Source organism: Desulfobulbaceae bacterium (assembly GCA_013792005.1).
GTDB lineage: Bacteria > Desulfobacterota > Desulfobulbia > Desulfobulbales > VMSU01 > VMSU01.
This window is the reverse complement of the sequence record VMSU01000162.1, coordinates 1-20,771: the sequence shown is the minus strand read 5'-3', so window position 1 is coordinate 20,771 and position 20,771 is coordinate 1. Positions and strand designations below refer to the sequence as shown.

Below are 20,771 nucleotides of genomic sequence, written 5' to 3'. Positions count from 1 at the left end.
CTTACATTAAGGCGGGAGATGGGAAATATGCTGGGTATGGTGTGTCGCACCCTTATCTTCATGACTTGGGTCGTGTTCTGTTGGGTTGGTGATTCCCCGGCCAGCGCTGTTGCGGAATCTTCTGATCAGGTCTGGCAGGTCGGGTCGCGGCGCTGGGATGTTGCTGAAGAACAGCGCTTTGCTGCCTGGGTGGAGGAGACGATCTCCGAAGACTTCTTTATCCGGTACGGCATCCCTGTCGACTGTGCTGATGTCCCCTATGCTATCCGCTGGATTTATGCTCGGATTGCTCATCTTCCTGCCGCTGCAACGATGGGTGATGGCAGTATGTACGGCCACTGGTCAACGACCTTGGCACATCTGCCGACTCATCGGGACTGGCAGCGGGATCGGCGATTCCGGGCGGGCCTTGAGTATGTGCTCTCCGGAACGACCACCAAGACCCTGCCAACGGATACGTATCCCATTCGTATCAGCCCTAGCTCACTCCTTGCCGGCACGGTTTCCATTGTGCCTGAGGGGCACGCCGGAATGGTGGGGAGTATCGTACTCGATGGCAGGATGTATTCACCGGTCCAGACCTGGGAGGCAACAGTCCCCAGGAAGGTAAGAAAATTACGGCAGAGGAGTTATTTTTCACCATGGCCTGATGCCGATGCCGGTTCCGGGGTGGTTCGGTTCTGTTGGCCGATTAACACCGGGGGACGATGGAGCTATCTGCCGGAGACTGAACATCCTTATTACTCGGTAGAGCAGTACAGTCCCGGGTTTTGTTTTCCAGGAGAACTCTTTGATCAGGCGGTGGCGCGGAGAATTGACCCTACACCTTACGATCCGGCGGAGAAGGTCGGCAAGATCATGGAATCAATACATCGCTATCTGCAAGAGAGGGTGGCCCTGGTTGATGAAGGATTTCGCCATTGTCAGCAGAAGGGGCGATGTGCCGAGGGCTCGTATCTCTGGGAGGTGTACAGCACGCCCAGTCGCGATGGGATGATCGTTTTTGAGATTGAGCAGCTGTTGAAGATTATCAAGGATAATGATCTTGATGAAGAGTCTTTCAAAAAGACGATGGAGGGAGTGCTCATTGCAATTGGTCTCAAGCAGGAAATCTCCCTGGATTATGTCGTGAAAAATTCTCTATGGCTCTCTTACGATCCAAGGGATTCTATTGCGGCTCGATGGGGTTTGGATAGATGTGAAAGAGTTCGCTCTCAAATGTATCACTCTCTCCAGGCGCTGAATTTTGTAGAGCAGAGGTATCGATCCACAGACCCGCATTTCGCCGATAACGGGCGGAGGCTCCATTGGAAAGACCTTAGGTGGCTGCAAGAGGAGGGAGAGCGAGCCGGATGCCGAGATCTTCCTTCGTTACCTCTGGAAGGCCCCTTGTTACCGAACTCACAATGAAAATATAAAGTCGGGTTATCGGGTTACGGTTGACAGTTAACTTAACGGCTAGTCTCTCATGCATCAAGCGATGATTCGAAGGATCGACTTTAATTTTTTAACCGTTAACCGATCACTGATAACCGTCAACCTAAAGTAGTTACAATAAATTATGATAACTCGACGATGTACTCAACTTAATTCTCCCTGGGCAGGAGCCGGCAGTTTAACTCCTGCCCCTGTGATCGGCCCTGTGCCGGTCAAGGACGGCATCTTCTTTCGGATATGGGCGCCGCAGCAAAAGGATGTTGCTGTGCGAAATCTTTCGGATTCCGCCAGGACATACGCGCTTTTGCCCGAAGGTAATGGATATTTCAGTGGTATTGTCCCTGGAATGGAGGCTGGAGCGCTCTACACCTATTGTCTGGATGGGACGGTGGATCGTCCGGATCCTGCTTCGCGCTGTCAACCTCAGGGTGTTCACGGCCCTTCCCAAGTTGTTGATCCCTCTTCGTATTCCTGGCAGGATCGCAATTGGCAGGGGATGGCCCTTGCCGACTACATCATATATGAATTGCATGTCGGCACATTTTCGCTGGATGGGACCTTTGCTGGTGTGGAGCAACATCTTGACTACCTCTGCGAGCTTGGGATTACTGCGATAGAACTTATGCCCGTGGCCCAGTTTCCTGGTGAGCGTAACTGGGGGTATGACGGGGTCTTTCTCTACTCTGTTCAGTTGAGCTATGGTGGCGTTGATGGACTTAAACGTTTGGTTGATGCCTGTCACCGGCGGGGACTCTCGGTCGTACTTGATGTGGTCTATAATCATTTGGGTCCTGAGGGGAACTATCTTCATGCCTTTGGCCCGTATTTCACCGACCGGTACCGGACGCCATGGGGTGAGGCGGTCAACTTCGACGGCCCTGGCAGTGATGGAGTGAGGGACTTCATTATAGGTAATGCCCTTTTTTGGATTGAAGAGTTCCATATTGATGCTCTTCGTCTGGACGCGGTCCATGGCATCTTCGACAACAGCGCCTGGCATATTCTGGATGAGTTGGCGTGCGCGGTGCATCAGCTTGGATCAAATCTCGGACGGAAGGTCTACGTCATTGCCGAAAGCGATCTGAACGACTCCCGGCTCATCCGGCCTCTTGATGAGGGCGGTTATGCCTTTGACGCCCAGTGGAGCGATGATTTTCACCATGCCCTTCATACTTGGCTTACCGCCGAGTTGCAGGGGTACTATGAAGACTTTGGCAAGTTCGAGCAACTTGTCACGGCCTATGGTGAAGGGTATGTCTATGCCGGGCAGTACTCAGGTCATCGTAAGCGGAGGCATGGTAATGATGCCAGTGATCTTGATCCCTTGCGATTTGTGGTTTTTTCTCAGAATCATGATCAGGTTGGTAATCGTAAAGACGGTGATCGTCTGACCCGGCATCTTGACTTAGAGCGGCTTAAGCTCGTGGCTGGAGCTGTATTGCTCTCGCCATGTATGCCGTTGCTGTTCATGGGAGAGGAGTACGGCGAGATAGCTCCGTTTCAATATTTTGTCAGTCATGGTGACACGGAGCTTATCGATGCGGTGCGAAGCGGTCGCAAGAAAGAGTTTTCCGCTTTTGATTGGGCCGGAGAGGTGCCTGATCCTCAGGATGAGGCTACCTTTCTGCGCAGTCGTATTGATATCGGACTCCGCCATCAGGACCACCATGCGTTGCTCTACAGCTATTATCGAAGACTCATAACTCTCCGCAAGGGCAATCCGTCACTTGGTAGCGTCAGTAGGAATGCTTGTACTGTAACCAGAATCAATGATGTCTCGGCGCTGCTGTTGTCGCGGCGTGTTGAGGCATCGAGTTCGCTCTGTATCCTTAACTTTGGGGATAAACCAGTGCAGGTGAGGTTGCCTGACCAGGGGGAATGGCAGGTGCTCCTTGACTCGTCCGGCAGTGAATGGGGCGGGCCAGGGGTTCTTCCGCAGAGAAAAGATTGTGGATCGGGGGGTAGTTCATATCAAGTCAATCCGATGAGTGTTGCAGCGCTTTTAGATGAAAGCTTGAGAGATGTGCTGCTTGGGAGTTAAGGGACTCGGCTCTTAAGTCGCCATTGTTTAGCAGATTGGAGTGTTCCACCTTAATAGAACGAAATCATTAATAAATACTTACGGTTAATATTTATATGCAGCAACCATCCAGTAGCCAGATGGCCCTTAGGTATTTACTGGGTCTTTTCGTAATCTCTATACTTCTGTTAGGTCGTCTCTTGTGGCCTTTTCTTTCTATTCTCGTGTTGTCATTCGTGTTGACGGGGATCTTTCGCCCATTTTATTCTTTTCTTATCCGGAGGCATGTTTCACCTGGCTTCTCCTCTCTGCTGAGTTGTTTATTGATAGTCATAATTGTCTTTATCCCCCTGACACTTTTTATCGGGGCGCTGTCGAGAGAGGCCTTTGCACTCTATCAACTCGCTAAGAGCGCTAATTTTGTTGTGAAATTTTGGGAGATTATCCAGAACGAGCATATTGTCAGGGGGCGTGAATTTCTGGAGGGGTTCGGCATTAAGTTCGAGCCGGAAGGCTTTACTAATACACTCTCCGACTTTGCCAAACTGGTAGGGGGGTTTATCTATAACCAGGCAAGCTCCTGGGCTACCAACATTATGAGTTTTTTGCTTAATTTCTTGATGATGATTGTGATTATTTTTTTCCTGTTACGTGATCAAGAACATTTGATCAATTACATCAACCGCCTCTCCCCATTGCCTGCTGAGCAGGGGATTTTATTGGTTAATAAATTTCATGAAATTGCCAAGGCTGTACTTATCGGTAACGGGGTTTGCGGAATTATCCAGGGGGTCTTTGGTTGTATGATCTTTGCTCTATTCGAGATCGGGCCGCCGATTTTCTGGGGAGCTATCATGGGGATTCTCGCCTTTCTGCCGATATTCGGGATTGGATTGGTATTGATCCCGGCCTCGTTTTTTCTCCTGCTCAAGGGGGAGATGGGAGCCGGAATCTTTCTGATCATTTTTTACATGACGCTCTCTTTTTCGGTTGAATACTTTTTGAAACCAAAAATGGTTGGCAAACAAGTTAATATGCATACCCTGCTGGTTTTTCTCGGCATTATGGGTGGGCTGAGTGTTTTCGGATTTCTCGGCATTATCTATGGGCCGTTGATTATCACCGCTTTTCTCACCTTAAGTGAATTGTATTCCACTCAGTATGATCGTTATATGAATAGCGAGAAAAAGGTGTAACCCGATGATGACATCATTGACTCCCCAGAGTGAGCAGAAATCCGTGACCTGGCATGAACTCTCTAGTGTTGATCTGCTGGCTCGATTGGCAGTGACTGAAACAGGGCTGTCACGAGCCCAAGCCACAGAGAGACTCGCTCGTTATGGACGGAATCAACTTCCTCAGAAGGCGGCGGTAACCTGGTGGAAAATTGCTTTCCGTCAATTTAAAAGTCCACTTATTTATATCCTGACCATTGCTGCCGTTGTTTCTCTTTTCCTGCACCCCGATGACCCAGTGGACGCCATTTTCATTGCATCCGTGCTGGTCTTGAATGCTGTTATCGGAGGATACCAGGAGTGGAAGGCTGATCAAAGCAGCCGGGCTTTGCAGAATCTGCTCAAGATTCGGGCTTCGGTCTTCCGTGATGGCGAGATCTCCGAATTGGATGCCGAGGAAGTTGTGCCGGGAGATATTATCTGGCTGGAGTCAGGGAATCGAGTGCCGGCGGATATGCGGCTTCTCTTGGCACACGGTTTGGAAGTGGATGAGTCGCTGCTGACCGGCGAGTCGTTTTCTGTCCTCAAGGATTCCGCTTGGATTGGCGATGGGTCCGAACCGATGGTTGATAGGTATAATATGGCATATGCCGGTTCGATCATTGTTCGGGGGCGTGGCAAGGGGGTAGTAGTCGCGACCGGGGAAGAGACCGTAGTTGGCCAGTTGGCTCTCGACGTTCTAAGTTCCACAGGAGGCAGGCCTCCTCTGCTTGAGCGAATGGAAAGGTTTACTCAGGTCGTTGCCTATTCAGTCCTGATTGCCGCGGCTTCGATTGCCGTTATTGGGGTACTGTTTCGGGGGTATGAAGTAAGTGACATGTTTATGTTTGGGGTGGCCTTGGCTGTTTCTGCTATTCCGGAAGGACTGCCAGTGGCGCTGACGGTAGCTTTGGCTATTGCTGCTACGCGGATGGCCCGCCGTGGCGTCATTGTTCGGAGATTGGCGGCGGTTGAAGGGTTGGGCAGTTGCACCTTTATCGGTTGCGACAAGACAGGGACCCTCACCTGCAACGAGTTGACGGTGCGAGCGATATGTCTGCCTGATCAGCAGATGTTTGAGGTAACTGGCGAAGGGTTTGCTCCGAACGGTGATATTCTTGTCAATGGTCTACCGGTAATGAGTGCGGATCATCCAGCGCTGATAGATTTGGCTCGGGTCTCCGTACTCTGTAACGAGGGGGATCTGCATCAGCGAGATGATGCCTGGGTTTGGCGGGGCGATCCGACGGACTTGGCTCTGCTCTCCATGGGGCATAAACTTGGGCTGGTTCGCGAAGCGGTGTTGAGCCAATATCCTCAGATAAATGAGATACCCTTTGAGCCTGAGCATCAATATGCAGCGACATTTCACAGATACGATGGCAGTGTTTTTGTAGCTGTGAAGGGGGCGCCGGAGCGAGTGCTTGCGATGTGCAGTTTTCCTGACCGTGTGGAGAAATCTCAGCAGTTAATGCTTCTTGCTGAGTCTATGGCGGAACGAGGGTTCAGGATTCTGGCCTTAGCGGAAGGCGTTGTTTTAGATAACTTGGATCCCGCACAGACACCTCCGGAGCCGAATAATGTTACATTCCTGGGATTTGTTGGGATGATTGATCCGTTACGGCATGGTGTTCGCGAGGCAGTGGCGGCATGTCATTCGGCGGGAATCACTGTGTGTATGATTACAGGTGACCACCCGGTAACTGCCCTGGCTATTGCACGTGACTTGGGACTTGCTCATGTTCCGGATCAGGTGATTTCAGGCAGAGAACTGGAAGCCATGTCGTCTGTGCAAGTGAGTGATGTGGTTAAATATACTCGCGTCTTTGCCCGAGCGACTCCAAGGCAAAAGCTGGAACTGGTCGAAGCGGCTCGGCAATTAGGGCATTACGTGGCGGTAACGGGTGATGGGGTTAACGATGCCCCGGCGCTCAGGCAGGCAAACATCGGTGTTGCCATGGGCAAGGCAGGTACGGATGTTGCGCGTGAGGCAGCAGAGCTTGTCCTTACTGATGATAATTTCGCCTCAATCGTGGCCGGAGTTGAAGAAGGACGGGTCGCCTATGACAACATTCGTAAGGTGATCTACCTGCTTATTTCCACCGGTGCAGCAGAAGTAGTTCTTTTGGGCCTTGCTATTGTGACCGGCTGGCCCAATACCAGCGCTGGGCTAGCGATACTTCCCCTTCTTCCTGCGCAGTTGCTATGGCTAAACCTGGTGACGAACGGCATCCAGGATGTTGCCTTGGCCTTTGAGCCTGGTGAAAAAGGGGCCTTGCAACGTAAACCACGACCTCCGAAAGAGCGCATCTTTAATAGACTGATGGTAGAGCGCACCCTTATTGCTGCCATTGTTATCGCAGTGGTTGGCTTTGGTTCGTTCTGTTGGATGATTGAAGTGGCCGGATGGTCGGAAGGGCAGGCGCGTAATGGTCTGCTGCTTCTGATGGTACTGTTCGAGAACATCCATATCGCTAACTGTCGCTCAGAGACAACGTCGGCCTTTCGGTTGTCGTTGTTCAGCAGTCCTATTCTCCTTGGTGGCACCACCTTAGCCTTCCTCGTCCACATGATCTCCATGCAGATCCCTTTTATGCAGAGAATCCTACGTATTGAACCTGTGGACTTGACCACATTTATATCCTTGTTGGGACTTGCGCTCACCATTTTGGCGGCACTGGAAATTCATAAATGGTCATGGAAGGTGCGCCGAAGACATTAATGTTGGGTTACGGCCAGACAACGGCCTAACCCAACCTACGCCTAGGACCATCAAATATACAGTGGTCCGTATGTTGTAGGTTGGGTTAGCGAAGCGTAACCCAATACTCAATCCAGGAGGAATATCCATGAAACGATTACTAACCGCCTTTTTGATTATTTTTGTTACTTTAGTAACTACTGTTCAGGCACAAATGGTGAGCATTGCCAGGGAAGAGGTCAATATGCGCTCCGGACCAGGAACTCGACACCCAGTGATGTGGGAGTTGGGTCGGGGTTTTCCCTTGAAGACACTTGAACGCAAGGGGAACTGGCTACGAGTGAAGGACTTTGAGGGTGATACCGGCTGGGTGTACCGGAAGTTGACAGACAAGACTCCATTTGTTGTTGTCTCCAGGAAGATCGTCAATATCCGCAGTGGCCCTGGTAAGAAATATCAGATTGTTGGGAAGGCCGAATACGGAACCGTTCTCAAACTCATCAAGAAAGGTAAGGGGTGGGTTAATGTGAAACACTCGAGCAAGATTATCGGCTGGATTAAGGGCTCCCTTGTCTGGGGGTGGTAAGTATGGAACTTATTGCCAATAATCTTCGGCCATCTCTCTTTATCCCGTCCGCCACCTATCGATTGCAGTTTAATGCTGATTTTGGCTTCAAGGATGCCACAGTTATTCTCTCTTATCTGAAAAACCTCGGCGTAACGGATATTTATGCATCTCCGTATCTCAAGGCCCGAAAAGGCAGTACTCACGGCTATGATATCATTGGCCACGATGGTTTGAATCCGGAAGTCGGCTCAGAAGAGGAGTACACGATTTTTACCCAACAGCTTCTTGCTCTCGGATTAGGGCAGATTCTTGATATTGTGCCGAATCATATGTGCGTGGAGGGTGGGGAAAACCTATGGTGGCAGGATCTTCTTGAAAACGGACCCAGCTCGGTGCATGCTCGCACTTTTGATGTCGACTGGGATCCGGTGAAGAAGGAGTTGAAGAGTAAGATCCTTATTCCGGTCTTAGGCGATCAGTATGGGAACGTTTTGGATAATGGTGAGATCATCCTTTCATTTGGAGACGGCGCTTTTACCATTAACTATTATGAGCATCTATTTCCGATAATTCCTAAAAGCTACACTCATATCCTCAGATACCGTCTGGATTTTCTTGAGCGTGAGTTGGGGATCGACAGTTTCCCCTTTCAGGAATTGCTGAGCATCATGACCGCGCTTGAACATCTGCCTTTGTATACCGAAACCGATATGGAACGGGTGGCTGAGCGTTACCGGGAAAAAGAGGTGGTAAAGCGCCGTCTTCAAGCGCTGTACACTGACAGCACTGCCGTCGCGGCATTTATTGATGAAAACGTTCGGATCTTCAATGGTCAACCAGGGAGTCCGGAAAGTTTTGATCTCCTCGACCAACTGCTCTCTGAGCAGGTGTACCGCATCTCCCACTGGCGGGTAGCAACTGAAGAGATTAACTATCGGCGGTTCTTTGATGTCAATGCGCTGGGTGCTATCCGGGTCGAGGATGATCAGGTGTTCGCTGCAACACATGATTTTATCTTCCAGCTTATGGACCAGGGGGTGGTGACCGGGCTTCGGGTTGATCATGTCGATGGCCTTTACGATCCAGCAGCCTATCTTTGTCGACTCCAGGATCGTTGTCAGACCAACCAAATCATTGAAGATGAGAATGAAAGGCAATCTGGTGGCGGAGATCTTTTGTCTTCTGAAGACACTCCACGGTCATATTATATTGTAGGGGAAAAAATCCTTATGCATGGTGAACGGCTCCCTCATGACTGGCCTGTGCATGGTGAAACAGGGTATGCCTTTCTTAACAGCGTTAATAATCTTTTTGTTGATAGCAGGAATACACGAAAATTTGATGCCATTTATGGCCGTTTCATCCGGATTCGTCAGGATTTTCTTGAGATAGCAACCGAGACCAAGAGGCTTGTCATGCAGGTCTCAATGTCGAGTGAGATCAATACACTCAGTCACTATCTCAATACTATCTCAGAGAGGAATCGGCATACCAGGGACTTTACCTTGAACAGTCTGACCAAGGCGCTGGTTGAGGTAATAGCCTTCTTCCCAGTCTACCGGACCTATATTCGGAGCACGGAAATCGCTGAGCGTGATCGCCAGAGCATCGAGCAGACTATCTCCAAGGCGCGAAGGCATAACTTGGCCATGGGATCGTTCATTTTTGACTTTATCAAGGATGTTTTACTGTTGCGTTGTCCGGCAGGTGCGGACGAAGAGGATTTGCGATTGCGCCTTGATTTTGTCATGCGCTTTCAGCAATTTAGCGGCCCGGTGATGGCTAAAGGGGTGGAGGATACTGCCTGTTATGTCTATAACCGCCTCGTTTCCTTAAATGAAGTCGGCAGTTCTCCAGAGCAGTTTGGGTCTCTGGCGGCCTCTTTCCATCGGCAGAATGTGGAACGTTTTAAAACCTACCCTCATGCCATGAATGCCACCTCCACTCATGATACTAAGCGGAGTGAGGATGCCCGTGCACGAATTAATGTGCTGTCAGAAATTCCAGATGCCTGGCGTAAGGCGCTTATTACCTGGGGTCAGTTCAACCGTAAGCGTTTGAAGGACGTTGAAGGTCGAAAGGCGCCTTCCCGCAATGAGGAGTATCTTCTTTATCAGACTCTGCTTGGGGTCTGGCCTCATCAGTTATCAGAACAAGAGGAGTTTGTCGAATTTCGACAACGCATCAAGGCTTATATGCGTAAGGCTATCCGTGAGGCGAAACAGAACAGCAGTTGGATAAACCCTAACATCGCTTATGAGGAGGCGGTAGATGGCTTTGTCGATACCATTATCGGTAATGGTAATACGGCATTTGTTCGCTCTTTCCTGGGCCTTGCCGGATATGTTGCCAGAATGGGCATGTTCAACTCACTCTCTCAAACCCTGCTCAAAATAACATCCCCTGGTATACCCGATCTCTATCAGGGTACAGAGCTTTGGGACCTGAGCCTTGTAGATCCGGATAACCGCAGGCCTGTGGATTTTCTCAGACGAACGGAGATGTTGCAGGAATTACAGCTTGATGAACAGCGGATGGGTCTAACCTTTTTGTGCGGGAAGCTCCTTGCGCAGATGGAAGATGGCGGTATCAAGCTCTTTGTGACCTGGAAGAGCCTCATTTTTCGACGTGATAATCGGGATGTTTTTGAGCAGGGTTCATATACTCTTCTTCATGTACGAGGTGAGGGGGCGGAGTCGGTGGTCGCCTTTATGCGTGAGGCCAATGGAAAAAGGGTGATTGTGGTTGTTCCTCGACTTATCGCCTCAGTCATGCCTGACACAATTTCCTATCCACATGGTCAAGAAGTTTGGGGCGATACTACTCTTGCGGTGCCGGAGTTCTCTGCTCAGTCTCCGCAGGAGCTAGGTGGGAGTTATCGAAATCTCTTTACTGGTGAAATTCTTGTCGGAAGAGACGTGGAGGGCGCAATTCTTCCTCTCGCATCGATATTGCGACAATTTCCGGTGGCGCTTCTTGAACAGATACCTGCTGGTAATGTGAAATCCCTATAATGATTGGTGCCAAGATTAATAATAATTCCAAGATGCAAAAAAGGGCATAATGAATTGTAATAATAAAAGAAAAATAGAAATAGGGAATGTGCCCGACTTTTGGGACAGAGTCTGTTCTGAGCAATTAAGATTTCTGGGATTGGATTATGATGGGACACTCGCTCCATTTCATGTTGATCCGATGCAGGCGAAACCTCTGCCCGGCGTGCTTGATATCTTAGATGCGCTATTGAAACAGAATACGACTACCGTTGCCATTGTTTCTGGCCGCCCTGCCTTTGAGGTTTCGACGCTGCTCAATAATCTTCCCGTGACCATCGTTGGCAGTCATGGCTTTGAGATGTGGCATCCGGCAAACGACAGCCCAGTGGTGATCAATCCGTCAGCTGAACAGAAAATGGGACTTGAAAAGGCAAAGGGTGTGGCGTTGCAGCAGGGGTATGGTGAAAAACTCGAGTATAAGGTTGCCTCGATTGCGATGCACACTCGAGGATTTCCTGGCCAAGTAGCCTCTTTGATGGAGGAGAGCATATTCTCCGCCTGGACTGCGATTGCCATTCAACATGCCCTGGAGTGTCGGCGGTTTAACGGAGGGGTCGAGATCCGTTGTGCCGGTCGTCACAAAGGAGATGCCTTGTCGGAGCTTCTGCATCTTCAGCCGCTAGGGACCTTCCCGGTATACGTGGGCGACGACGATACCGATGAAGACGCTTTCAGGACAATTCATGAAATGGGAGTTGGCATTAAAGTTGGCTCGGCTTCCTCAACAACCGCTGCCAAGGGATTTTTACCAGATTGTGAGGCGGTTAAGAAATTTTTGGAAACCTGGGTTTCCGTAACATCTACGCCTGGGAGTTAAAGAAGAATGGAAAACACCAGACTTGCCGTCGTGTCGAACCGTTTGGCGATAGTTGTAACCAAAGGAGATGATGGACAGTGGTTGATAAAATCGGGAGAAGGGGGTTTGGTGACGGCTTTAGGGCCGGTACTGCGCGATCGTGGAGGGCTGTGGATCGGCTGGCTTGGCTCGAATATCCGTGAGTCTATGAGTGAAGGGGCGCTGGATGATCTGCTATCGAAAGGCGCTCAGGAAACTGGTTATACTCTGGAACCAGTCGATTTAACGGAAGATGAGATCCAGAAGTACTATTTTGGTTTCTCCAATGAGGTGCTTTGGCCCTTGTTTCATGATCTGCCTTCAAAATGTAATTTTGACCCGGCCTATTGGAAAGTTTACGAAAGGGTTAACGCTAAGTTTGCCAAATCTATTGCCGAAAACACTGAAGAAGACGAGGACTATGTCTGGATTCACGACTATCAGCTTATCCTGGTAGCCGACCAGTTGAAGAAAATGGGTGTCAATCGTCATACCGGGTTTTTTCTTCACATTCCTTTCCCTCATTTGGATGGATTTATTAGGATGCCTTGGCGATTCCAGATCCTGAATGCCTTGCTGCAGTATGATTTAGTTGGCTTTCAAACAGTGCGTGATCGGCGAAATTTCATGGATTGTGTCAAGATGTTGATCCCAGGCTCCAAAGTCATTGGTCACGGCCAGGTGGCAAGGTGTTTGACTCCGACTAGGGAAGTGCTGGTGGGGACGTTTCCTATCAGCATTGATTATAATCAGTTCGCAGAACTTGCAGAAATGAAAGAGGTGCAAGATCAGGCTTGGATTATTCATGCCAATCTTCCCGAGCGGAAGTTGATTCTCGGCGTGGATCGACTTGATTACACCAAGGGAATTCCGCAACGTTTGCTTGCTTTTGCCAACTCCTTGGAGCGGTATCCCGAGATGAGAAGGAAGGTCAGTTTGGTACAGGTAGTCGTGCCCAGTCGTCAGGGGGTGCCTGAATACGAAGCGCTCAAACAAGAAATTGAAAGGTTGGTGGGAGAGATCAATGGCCGTTTCACGGAAGTAGGCTGGACCCCGATCCATTATATCTATCGTTCTCTCAGTCGGGTGGAGTTACTCTCCTACTATCGCACCTGTGAAATTGCTTTGGTGACTCCGCTAAAAGATGGGATGAATCTGGTCGCCAAGGAGTTCTGTGCATGCAGCATTGATGATAACGGAATTTTGATCTTGAGTGAATTTGCCGGCGCGGCAGCGCAGCTGCATAGTGGAGCGCTGTTGGTCAATCCTTACGATATCGAGGGGGTTGCTGATGTGATTTACGAAGCGTTTATCATGGATAAGGAAACACGGCAGGCCAGAATGAGAAAGATGAGACGTTCAATAAAGAAAAATGATATTTTTCACTGGGTCAATACCTATTTCCGTGTGGGACTTGATAAGGATCTCAGTCAGTTTCCTGTTGCTGAATTTTTTGTGCCCAAACCCAATATCAATGGTTAAGGTCATGTTTTTTTGTGAAATTAGGAGGTTGCAGCATGAAGGACAGCGCTCACAAAGTCTCTCTCCCGGATGAGAATCTGGCCCGTCGTGTGTGGATTGAAAATGTCCGGCCCTCGGTTGACGATGGCCGCTACCCGATCAAACGGACTCCGGGAGAGGCGGTAACCGTTACGGCGGATGTCTTTGCTGACGGTCACGATCATCTCATCGTTATCCTCCGTTACCGGTCGAGTGCGAAAAGTGAATGGCAGGAGATCCCCATGCATTGTATTGGAAATGATCGCTGGAGGGCTTCTTTTCTGATTACGTCTCTTGAGCCTTATGTGTATTCCGTTATCGGCATGGCAGATCACTTCGCCACCTGGCGAGAGGAAATAAGGAAGAAGGTTGCGGCTAGCCAGGACGTGGCAAGTGAACTTCTCGAAGGGGCGGTTATGGTGGAACAAGCAGTTGGTCGCGCCTCCCTTGTTGATCGATCTCAGCTTGTCGATCACGCTTCTTTTCTGGCCGATTTGAATCGGTCTGCGGAAGTCAGAATTGAAGCAGGTCTTGCCCCTGATTTGAACGCCCTTATGCTTCGGTATCCTGATCGTGCTAAGTCCACTGAGCATCCTGCTTTCACTGTAGATGTAGATCCGGTCCACGCTCGATTTAGCGCCTGGTATGAACTTTTTCCTCGTTCAGCGACGTCTGTTCCCGGCAGGTCCGGTACTTTTCGTGAGGCAGAGGCCCTTTTACCCTATGTCGCTAACATGGGTTTCGACATCCTTTATCTGCCACCAATTCATCCTATTGGCCGAACGTACCGTAAGGGGCCAAATAACACCTTGACTGCAGGGCCGGATGATCCCGGTAGTCCTTGGGCTATTGGCGCGGAAGAGGGTGGACATTGCGCTGTTCATCCGGATCTTGGAACACTGGATGACTTTAGGCATTTTGTGGAAGCAGCCCATAGGCACAATCTTATGGTTGCTCTTGATATCGCCTTTCAATGTTCGCCCGATCATCCCTGGGTACATGAGCATCCCGAGTGGTTTCGGCATCGACCGGACGGTAGTATCAAATATGCTGAGAACCCGCCTAAGAAATATCAGGACATCTATCCCTTGGATTTCGAGTGCCAGGAGTGGCGCACACTCTGGCAAGCGCTGGCAGAAGTCGTTCTTTTCTGGATGGACCAGGGTGTTACTGTTTTTCGTATTGATAACCCTCATACCAAGTCGCTTCGTTTTTGGCAGTGGCTTATCCGGGAGGTTCGAACCGCACGGCCCGATGTTATCTTCCTTGCAGAGGCCTTTACCAGACCTGCAGTTATGTATGCCTTGGCTAAAGCCGGTTTTAATCAATCATATACCTATTTTACCTGGCGCAACACCGGTCATGAAATCACTCAATACCTCTCCGAACTTACTCAGAGCGGGGTGCGGGAGTTCTTTCGACCGAATTTTTTTGTCAATACCCCGGATATTCTGCCTGAGTATCTCCAGTTTGGCGGACGCCCCGCTTTTCTTGCCCGACTGGTTCTTGCTGCCACCTTAAGTTCCAGTTACGGGGTGTATAGCGGGTTCGAACACTGCGAGGCTGAGGCCTTGCCCGGTACCGAGGAATATCTGGATTCGGAAAAATTTCAGATCCGCCAAAGAGAGTGGAATCGGCAGGGTGGGCTCTCGGATTTCATCAAGCGGATCAACCGGATCCGTCGTGATAATCCGGCCCTTGCCCATAATTTTCGGCTGCGCTTCTATCCCGTGGACAACGAACAGATCCTCTGCTACAGCAAAACGACGTCGGATAACGATAATATCATCCTGGTGGCGGTTAACCTCGATCCTCATCATGCCCATGAAGGGTGGTTACAGTTCCCGGTGGGAGAATTTGGCATCGGTGAGACCGAGTCTTACCAGGTTCATGACCTGCTGGGAGCAGGCCGTTATCTCTGGCAAGGCACCCGTAACTATCTCCGTCTCGATCCGGCCTTATCGCCGGCTCAAATTTTCTTGCTTCGTCGACGAGTACGGACAGAGCGGGATTTCGATTACTTTATGTAAGGACACTTAACTTATGCACGCGAAAAGTCAGGGTGACCCCCTGTGGTATAAAGATGCCATCATATATGAACTTCACGTCAAGGCCTTTTGCGATAGCAGCGGTGACGGCATTGGCGATTTTCCGGGACTCATCAGCAAGCTTGACTATATTCAAGATCTCGGAGTCAACACTATCTGGCTGCTTCCCTTTTATCCTTCGCCTTTTAAGGACGATGGTTACGATATCTCCGATTACCGGGGAGTTCATCCCGATTACGGCACACTTCGTGATTTTCGGCAATTTGTGCGAGAGGCCCATCGTCGAGGATTGCGGGTCATTACCGAACTGGTAATTAATCACACTTCAGATCAACATCCCTGGTTTCAGACAGCGCGCCGGGCTAAGCCTGGATCGGCTCACCATCGTTATTATGTTTGGAGCGACACTAATACCAAATTTCCTGATACACGAATCATTTTCACGGATTCCGAGACCTCCAACTGGGCCTGGGATCCGGTGGCCAAGGCCTATTACTGGCATCGATTCTTTACTCATCAGCCAGATCTGAATCTTAATAATCCTCAGGTGATAAAGGCGGTTACCAGGGTGCTTAACTTCTGGCTCGATATGGGAGTGGATGGACTCAGGCTTGATGCTGTGCCCTATCTCTGCGTCCGTGAAGGCACCACTAACGAGAATCTCCCTGAAACCCATGCCGTGATCAAGGAGATTCGGCGGGAGATGGATCTTCACTATAATGACCGGGTACTTCTGGCTGAGGCCAATCAGTGGCCGGAAGATACGGCGGCTTATTTCGGGGAAGGGGATGAATGCCAGATGGCCTTTCACTTCCCGCTTATGCCCCGGATCTACATGGCGCTCCGTCAGGAAGATCGCCGACCCATCACCGAAATTCTGGAGCGTACCCCTGAAATCCCGGCTAACTGCCAATGGGGGATTTTTCTGCGTAACCACGACGAACTCACCTTGGAGATGGTTACCGACGAGGAGCGGGATTATATGTACCGCGAATATGCCAAGGATCCTCGGATGCGGGTAAATGTCGGTATTCGCCGAAGGCTTGCGCCATTGCTCGACAACTCCCGCCGCCGGATGGAGTTATTGAATAGTTTGCTCTTCTCACTTCCTGGTACCCCGATTATGTATTACGGCGATGAAATCGGTATGGGCGACAACTTCTTTTTGGGAGATCGCAATGGGGTACGCACTCCCATGCAGTGGTCAGCCGACAGAAATGCAGGTTTTTCCAAAGCTGACCCTGCGCGTCTGTATCTTCCGGTGATTATGGATCCTGTTTATGGTTACACGGCGATTAACATTGAGGCCCAGGAACGGGACCCTTCGTCACTTCTCCATTTTATGAAACGGATGCTCGCGCTTCGACGTCAGCACAAGGCCTTTGGCCGAGGGACTCTTGAATTCCTTAGACCGGAGAATCGGAAGGTCCTGGTCTATCTACGGCGCTACAAAAGGGAGGTGATTTTGGTCGTTGCCAATCTCTCCCGATTTGTCCAGCCAGTGGAACTCGACTTGTCTGAATATAAAGGGTATGTGCCTGTGGAGATGATCGGCAGGACTGAGTTTCCTTCTATCGGTGAACTACCTTATTTTGTTACCATTGGTCCCCACTCTTTCTATTGGTTCAGACTGGAGCCGCCGGCAGAACTTATTCGTTTCGACGGAGCGCGTGAAATCGCATCTTTTTATCTTCCCATCCTCTCTATTGCTGAGAACTGGAGTGGAATGTTGGAAGGGGCTTTTCAGCATGTTCTGGAGAATGAGATTCTCCCAGTCTGGCTTCCAACCCAGCGCTGGTTCAGGGGTAAGTCTCGGATTATTACAGGAGTTGCCTTATCTGATTGGGCCAAGATGGGAGGTAGTTTTTTTGTCGCCTTTATTACGGTAAGTTACAGCGAAGGAGAGAAGGATGACTACTGCCTGCCGTTAAAGGTAGTGACTGGTGCGGCGGCGGAAAGGCTTGTCAGTGAAGACTCGGAAAGTGTCCTCGCTGTTTTCAAGACGCCGCGGGGAAAGGGGGTTTTTCTGGACGGGCTGGTAGATCGGGTTGCCTGTTGCGAACTTTTCGAGGCCATGGCCGACAGTCGCAGTTTTTCCACTGTCCGTGGTGGGAAGCTTCAGGCATTTGCTACCCGTGCCTTTGAAAAAGTGATTTCTACTGAAATTCCCTGCGGCACTGTACGTCTGCTGGGTCTTGAGCAGAGTAACAGCTCGGTAGTTATGGATGAGCAGTCTATCTTTAAGCTCTATCGACGATTGGAAGAAGGTGCTAATCCGGATTTTGCCATCAGTCTACATCTTACGGAACACACCAATTTTGAGGCCCTGGCTCCTGTTGCCGGGGGCATCCTGCTTAACCGAAACGGTACGACGGCCGCTGTTGCTATGCTTCAACCATATTTAGAGAGCGATGGCGAGGGTTGGACCTATGCCCTTCATTCAGCCAAGGACTTTTTGGGCAAAACCCAGGAGATCAAGGAGGAAGATCTGAGGCCCTTTGCCGGTATGTCGCTCCTTGCAGCAGCCGCAGCCTATGGCAAGAGTGGCGGCTGTGATGGTTTTGGGGAAGGACTCACTGCCTTCGAGAACCTCGGAAGACGCACAGCCGAATTCCATGTGGCCTTGGCCTCTACGACACGCCAGTCTGCTTTCAAGCCTGAAGCGCTGGATGAGGTTTATCTTCAGAGTCTTGCTGATGTTTTCTCACGCCACGCTAGGCAGACCTTGGTTCTCTTGAATTCACGCATTCGGGAACTTCCCGAAGATATCCAGATTAAGGGGGATCTGGCACTGGCCGAAGGTGATCGGCTTATAAGTCAATTCCATCAATTATCGACGATAAAGAGTCGCGCTACTCGTATCCGTTGTCATGGCGACTACCACTTAGGCCAGGTTCTCCGGCGGGGAACGGACTGGATCCTCCTCGATTTCGAAGGTGAACCTCTGCGAACGCTTGGTGAACGGCAAGAGAAGCACTCTCCCATGAAAGACGTGGCAGGCATGCTCCGTTCCTTTGCCTACGCTGCCATGAACATTCTGTTTTCCAGGGAAAACGCGCCGCCTGAGGAAGTAGCATTTTTAAGTGGGAGGTTGCAGGCCTGGGAGGAGTGGGTCCGGGCGGCCTTCTTGCACGGTTATCTTGATCGCGCAGTTGGCGCATCATTTCTTCCAACCAAAGAAAAACACCTGGAATTGCTGCTGCACTCTTTCATTCTCGATAAGGCATTTTACGAAACTGAGTATGAACTGAACAACCGCCCTGATTGGTTGCGCATCCCCTTGGAAGGGATCCTGACTTTTATGTCGGGCGGTAAGGGGATCTCAATATGAGTAAGAATTCTTTTCTTTCCAACTATGACATCCACCTGCTGGATGAGGGACGGCACTATCGTGCGTGGGAAAAACTTGGCGCTCATCCTGGTGAGGTTCAGGGGCAATCTGGAACCTGGTTTGCGGTTTGGGCCCCAGGAGCCGCTGTCGTTTCTGTGGTCGGAGAATTTAATGGCTGGCAAGAAGGGGTGGCGACGCTGGAAAATCATTCCGGAAGTGGTTTCTGGGTAGGATTTATCCCTGGCGTTGGCCATGGGGAACTCTACAAGTACGCTATTACTTCGAGTTTCGGCGGGTATAGGGTCCAGAAGGCCGATCCGGTTGGCTTTGCCGCTGAAATCACGCCACAGACAGCATCCCGAATCTGGCATCTCGACGGTTATGCCTGGGGTGATGATCTGTGGATGACGGAGCGAAAGGAAAGGAATAAACTCACCAGCCCTATGTCCATCTACGAGGTCCATCTTGGGTCATGGATGAGAGGGGAGGGTAATCGCTGGCTCACCTACCGGGAACTAGCGGAAAAACTGGTTACCTATGTCGTGGAGATGGGGTTCACTCATGTGGAGTTTCTGCCCATTACCGAACATCCTTTTGATGGTTCTTGGGGGTATCAGCCAGTCGGGTACTTTGCCCCTACCAGCCGCTTTGGGACTCCCTATGATTTTATGTTCCTGGTGGATACCCTCCATCGTAATGGCATCGGAGTTATCCTGGATTGGGTGCCGGCTCATTTCCCTCGGGATGAACATGGTCTTGGTTATTTCGATGGTACTCATCTCTACGAGCATGCCGATCCACGGCAGGGACTTCACCAGGATTGGGATACCTCTATCTTTAATTTTGGTCGGCCGCAGGTAGTTAATTTTCTTCTGGCCAACGCTCTTTTTTGGATGGAGGTCTATCATGCCGACGGTCTTCGTATGGACGCTGTGGCAAGTATGCTTTACCTTGACTACTCCAGGGCTGAAGGCGAGTGGATTCCCAATATCTATGGCGGCCGTGAAAATTTGGAGGCCATTAATTTTATCAGGCGTTGCAACGAACTCGTTTATCAGGAGCATCCCGATGTGGTCATGATCGCAGAGGAGTCTACTGCCTGGCCTATGGTCTCACGCCCGACTTATGTCGGGGGGTTGGGGTTTGGGCTTAAATGGAATATGGGCTGGATGCACGATATCCTCCTGTATGCTTCCAAGGACCCGATTCACCGCAAATATCACCACAACCAACTCACCTTCAGCTTGATCTACGCTTTTCAGGAGAATTTCCTTCTTCCCCTTTCTCATGATGAGGTGGTGCACGGCAAGGGATCGCTTCTTGGCAAGATGCCTGGTGATCGTTGGCAGCGTTTTGCTAACCTCCGTCTGCTTTTTGGCTTGATGTTTACCCATCCCGGCAAGAAACTTATTTTCATGGGGGGGGAGTTTGGGCAATGGTCGGAGTGGAATCACGATACCAGTCTGGATTGGCATCTGCTTGTCGATGATGATCATCGTGGCCTGCAGCGCTGGGTGAGGGATTTGAACACCACCATGCGGGGGGAGCCAGCGCTTTATGAATTGGATTTTGAACCCTCGGGGTTTTCCTGGATCGATGCCCACGATTCTGAACAGAGTGTGATCTCGTTCCTTCGTCGGGGCCGAAACGAGGATGATGTCGTAGTTTGTGCCTGTAATTTTACCCCAGCTCCTCGGCACAACCATCGGCTCGGTGTGCCTGCGGATGGATTCTGGGAGGAGATCTTAAATAGTGACGCCCACCTCTACGGAGGCTCTGGACAAGGGAATTTTGGCGGAATTGAAGCTTGCCCAGTGACGGCTTTTGGTCATTATCATTCGCTCATGGTGACCCTGCCTCCGTTGGCGATGGTTGTCTTTCGGAGAAAAAGAGATGTCTGAATCCGAAGAATCGCATGTCGATGCAACGAATGAGAGGGCTGCAGTGGATGAATCTTTATCAGCTCCGCCCACTGCCATCCAGGAGGCGTTACAGGTGCTCGGTATCCGTCGACTCCTCTTAGGTATTCAAGACCCTGCTTTCCCATGTCTCCCGGAGGAG

The 20,771-nt window shown here is 50.4% G+C and carries 11 protein-coding genes; all 11 read left to right on the top strand.

What is annotated here, in order from left to right; genetic code table 11:
- The first annotated feature begins 18 nt into the window (after positions 1–18).
- Positions 19–1,410, top strand: a complete 1,392-nt coding sequence (locus FP815_10065) for a hypothetical protein (GenBank protein MBA3015282.1) — start codon at positions 19–21, stop codon at positions 1,408–1,410.
- Between the two features lie 151 nt (positions 1,411–1,561).
- On the top strand, positions 1,562–3,478 hold the full coding sequence (gene treZ / locus FP815_10060) for a malto-oligosyltrehalose trehalohydrolase (protein ID MBA3015281.1): 1,917 nt from the start codon (positions 1,562–1,564) through the stop codon (positions 3,476–3,478).
- Positions 3,479–3,597: 119 nt separating this feature from the next.
- Positions 3,598–4,653, top strand: a complete 1,056-nt coding sequence (locus tag FP815_10055; GenBank protein MBA3015280.1) for an AI-2E family transporter — start codon at positions 3,598–3,600, stop codon at positions 4,651–4,653.
- Positions 4,654–4,660: 7 nt separating this feature from the next.
- Positions 4,661–7,393 (top strand): HAD-IC family P-type ATPase, encoded by a 2,733-nt coding sequence (locus tag FP815_10050; protein MBA3015279.1) that lies wholly within the window; start codon positions 4,661–4,663, stop codon positions 7,391–7,393.
- Between the two features lie 127 nt (positions 7,394–7,520).
- Positions 7,521–7,958 carry an SH3 domain-containing protein gene (locus tag FP815_10045; GenBank protein MBA3015278.1) on the top strand — a complete coding sequence of 146 codons (438 nt, stop codon included), beginning with the start codon at positions 7,521–7,523 and terminating at the stop codon, positions 7,956–7,958.
- A 2-nt stretch (positions 7,959–7,960) separates the two neighbouring features.
- Complete coding sequence (gene treY, locus FP815_10040; protein ID MBA3015277.1) at positions 7,961–10,954, top strand: malto-oligosyltrehalose synthase; 2,994 nt, start codon at positions 7,961–7,963, stop codon at positions 10,952–10,954.
- Positions 10,955–11,003: 49 nt separating this feature from the next.
- The gene (otsB, locus tag FP815_10035; GenBank protein ID MBA3015276.1) at positions 11,004–11,813 is read left to right on the top strand and encodes a trehalose-phosphatase; all 810 of its coding nucleotides are present in this window, start codon (positions 11,004–11,006) and stop codon (positions 11,811–11,813) included.
- Between the two features lie 6 nt (positions 11,814–11,819).
- Positions 11,820–13,313: a trehalose-6-phosphate synthase gene (locus FP815_10030; protein MBA3015275.1), complete on the top strand. Its 1,494-nt coding sequence runs from the start codon at positions 11,820–11,822 to the stop codon at positions 13,311–13,313.
- 35 nt (positions 13,314–13,348) lie between these two features.
- A complete protein-coding gene (locus FP815_10025) occupies positions 13,349–15,361 on the top strand; it encodes an alpha-1,4-glucan--maltose-1-phosphate maltosyltransferase (protein ID MBA3015274.1) in 2,013 nt (670 codons plus the stop codon).
- A 13-nt stretch (positions 15,362–15,374) separates the two neighbouring features.
- Complete coding sequence (gene treS / locus FP815_10020) at positions 15,375–18,710, top strand: maltose alpha-D-glucosyltransferase (protein MBA3015273.1); 3,336 nt, start codon at positions 15,375–15,377, stop codon at positions 18,708–18,710.
- Positions 18,707–20,611: a 1,4-alpha-glucan branching protein GlgB gene (glgB, locus tag FP815_10015; protein MBA3015272.1), complete on the top strand. Its 1,905-nt coding sequence runs from the start codon at positions 18,707–18,709 to the stop codon at positions 20,609–20,611. The genes treS and glgB overlap by 4 nt, the downstream gene beginning before the upstream one ends.
- Positions 20,612–20,771: the final 160 nt, after the last annotated feature.

Excerpts from the sequence above, each read along its gene's own strand:
- FP815_10065 (MBA3015282.1), top strand. The coding sequence starts at position 19 with ATGGGAAATATGCTGGGTATGGTGTGTCGCACCCTTATCTTCATGACT.
- treZ (MBA3015281.1), top strand. The coding sequence starts at position 1,562 with ATGATAACTCGACGATGTACTCAACTTAATTCTCCCTGGGCAGGAGCC.
- FP815_10055 (MBA3015280.1), top strand. The coding sequence starts at position 3,598 with ATGGCCCTTAGGTATTTACTGGGTCTTTTCGTAATCTCTATACTTCTG.
- FP815_10050 (MBA3015279.1), top strand. The coding sequence starts at position 4,661 with ATGACATCATTGACTCCCCAGAGTGAGCAGAAATCCGTGACCTGGCAT.
- FP815_10045 (MBA3015278.1), top strand. The coding sequence starts at position 7,521 with ATGAAACGATTACTAACCGCCTTTTTGATTATTTTTGTTACTTTAGTA.
- treY (MBA3015277.1), top strand. The coding sequence starts at position 7,961 with ATGGAACTTATTGCCAATAATCTTCGGCCATCTCTCTTTATCCCGTCC.
- otsB (MBA3015276.1), top strand. The coding sequence starts at position 11,004 with ATGAATTGTAATAATAAAAGAAAAATAGAAATAGGGAATGTGCCCGAC.
- FP815_10030 (MBA3015275.1), top strand. The coding sequence starts at position 11,820 with ATGGAAAACACCAGACTTGCCGTCGTGTCGAACCGTTTGGCGATAGTT.
- FP815_10025 (MBA3015274.1), top strand. The coding sequence starts at position 13,349 with ATGAAGGACAGCGCTCACAAAGTCTCTCTCCCGGATGAGAATCTGGCC.
- treS (MBA3015273.1), top strand. The coding sequence starts at position 15,375 with ATGCACGCGAAAAGTCAGGGTGACCCCCTGTGGTATAAAGATGCCATC.
- glgB (MBA3015272.1), top strand. The coding sequence starts at position 18,707 with ATGAGTAAGAATTCTTTTCTTTCCAACTATGACATCCACCTGCTGGAT.